This is a genomic window from Archangium sp., from assembly GCF_036388035.1.
Lineage (GTDB): Bacteria > Myxococcota > Myxococcia > Myxococcales > Myxococcaceae > Archangium.
On the sequence record NZ_DASVSO010000760.1, the window covers coordinates 1 to 2,186 of the forward strand.

Genomic DNA, 2,186 nt, shown 5'->3' on the forward strand with positions numbered 1-2,186 from the left:
GCAGCTCCGCGGCCGGCTCGGCGGCGAAGTGCTCGCGCAGCCGATCCCACGCCTTGGTGTACGTGGCGGCGTTGCCTCGCGAGGTGCGCCCCAGCGGGGATTGATCCACGAAGGTGATGGACTCCACCGCCTCGGCGCCCTCCAGCGCCTCCACCTCGCCGGGGGCCTCCACGTCCTTCTCGCCCAGCCGCCGCGCCAGGTGCCGGTACAGCACCTCGTCCATCAGCGTGCTCTTGCCCGAGCCGCTCGGCCCGGTGATGGCGCACAGCACGCCCAGCGGCACGCTCACGCTGACGCCCTGGAGGTTGTGGGCCCGGGCGTTGCGCACCACCAGCTCGCCGGTGCGCTCGCGCGGCTCGCGCTTCACGTCCTCGGTGCCCGCCAGCAGCCGACCGGTGGGCAGGTCCGCGCGCTTCGCCAGCACCTCGGGCGTGCCGTCGAAGCACATCTTCCCCCCGTGCTTGCCGGCCCCGGGGCCCAGCTCCAGCACGCGGTGGGCGGAGCGGATGACGAGCGGATCATGCTCGATGACGAGGGCGATGTTGCCCCGGGTGGCCAGCTCGGCCATGGCACCGGTGAGGGGCCCCACATCGGACGGGTGCAGGCCCACGGTGGGCTCGTCCAGGACGAAGAGCGCGCCCGTCAGCGAGGTGCCCAGCGCCGCGGTGAGCGACACGCGCTGCGCCTCGCCGCCGGAGAGCGTGCGCGCGGGCCGATCCAGCGTGAGGTAGCCCAGGCCCACCCGCTCCAGGTAGCCCAGGCGGCTGGCCAGCTCGCGCCGCACCAGCTCGCCCTGGCCGGTGTGGGTGCGCAGGGCCTCCAGGCGCGCGCGCGCATCCGACAGCTCCAGCCCGTGCCAGCCGGCGAGGTCCAACCCGCCCACGCGCCAGGCCCGAGCGGACTCGTTGAGGCGCGCGCCCTGACAGCTCTCGCACAGCGAATAGGCGCGGTAGCGCGAGAGCAGCACGCGCACGTGCATCTTGTACGTGCGGCTCTCCATCCAGCGGAACCACGCGCGCACGCCCGGGTAGGCGCGGCCACCGTGGTAGTCGCCCTCGCCCTCCAGCACCTTCTCCCGCTGCGCCGGGGTGAGCTGTCCCCAGGGCTTGTCCAGGGGAATGCCGTGCTCGCGCGCGTAGCGGAAGAGCATCTTCCGCTCCCACTCGGACGTCTTGCCCGACCACGGGCGGATGGCGCCCTTCTCCAGGCTCAGCGTCGGGTTGGGCACCACCTTGCCCCAGTCGATGCCGATGGTGCGGCCAAAGCCCCGGCACGGGGGGCAGGCCCCGGTGGGCGACTGGTAGCTGAAGAGGCCGGGCCGGGCCTGCTCGAACTCGCGCGCGCACTTGGGGCACACGAGGCCCCGGCGGATGCGCCGGAGGCCCGCGGGGGTGAAGGCCGCCGCCTCGCCGTTGCCCATGCTCCACGCCGACTCCAGCGCCGCCGTCACCCGGCTGAGCTGCGCCTGGGCCAGCTTCAACCTGTCCACCACCACGTGCGCCACGCCAGCCGAGTCGGTGGCCTCGCTCGGGCGCAGCGACTCCAGCTCCCGCACCTCGCCTTGCACCACCAGCCGGTGGAAGCCCTCCTTCAGCAACCGGGCGCGCACGCCGATGAACTCGGCGGTGTCCGCGATGCGCAGAGGGAAGGCCAGCACGGCCAGGGCCTCGGACTCGGCGGCGATCGTCGCCGAGGCCGCCACGCGCGCATCGGTGCGCACCGCCTCCACCCCACAGGAGGGGCACACCGGCATGGCCTCCCGGGTGAAGAGGGCGGACAGGTAGGCCTCCACGTCGGCCAGGGTGGCCACGGTGGAGCGCGAGCTCTTCACCGGCGCCCGGCGATCCACGGCCACGCCCGCGGCCACGGGCTCCAGGGAGTCCATCGGAGGCCGCTCCAGTCGCTCGAGGAACTGGCGGGCGTACGGGCTGAAGCTCTCGACGAAGCGACGCTGGCCCTCGGCATAGAGGGTGTCCAGGGCAAGGCTCGACTTGCCAGAGCCGGACACTCCGGTGAGACACACCATTTCACCCTCGGTGAGATCCACCGACAACGACTGGAGATTGTGGGTCCGAGCGCCAACGAGGTGTGTCTTGTGCATAGGAGGCGGGTGTTTAACGGCGGAAGTTGGGCTCGCCAACGGAATCCGGGACGTTGGAACAGGCCCCCCCCTGGCCGCCTGCCCC

At 72.8% G+C, this 2,186-nt stretch carries 1 pseudogene; it reads right to left on the reverse strand.

The annotated features are described in order from the left end of the window. Positions 1–2,101: pseudogene (locus VF697_RS31115) on the reverse strand (excinuclease ABC subunit A); the annotation flags it as partial. Positions 2,102–2,186 lie beyond the last annotated feature (85 nt).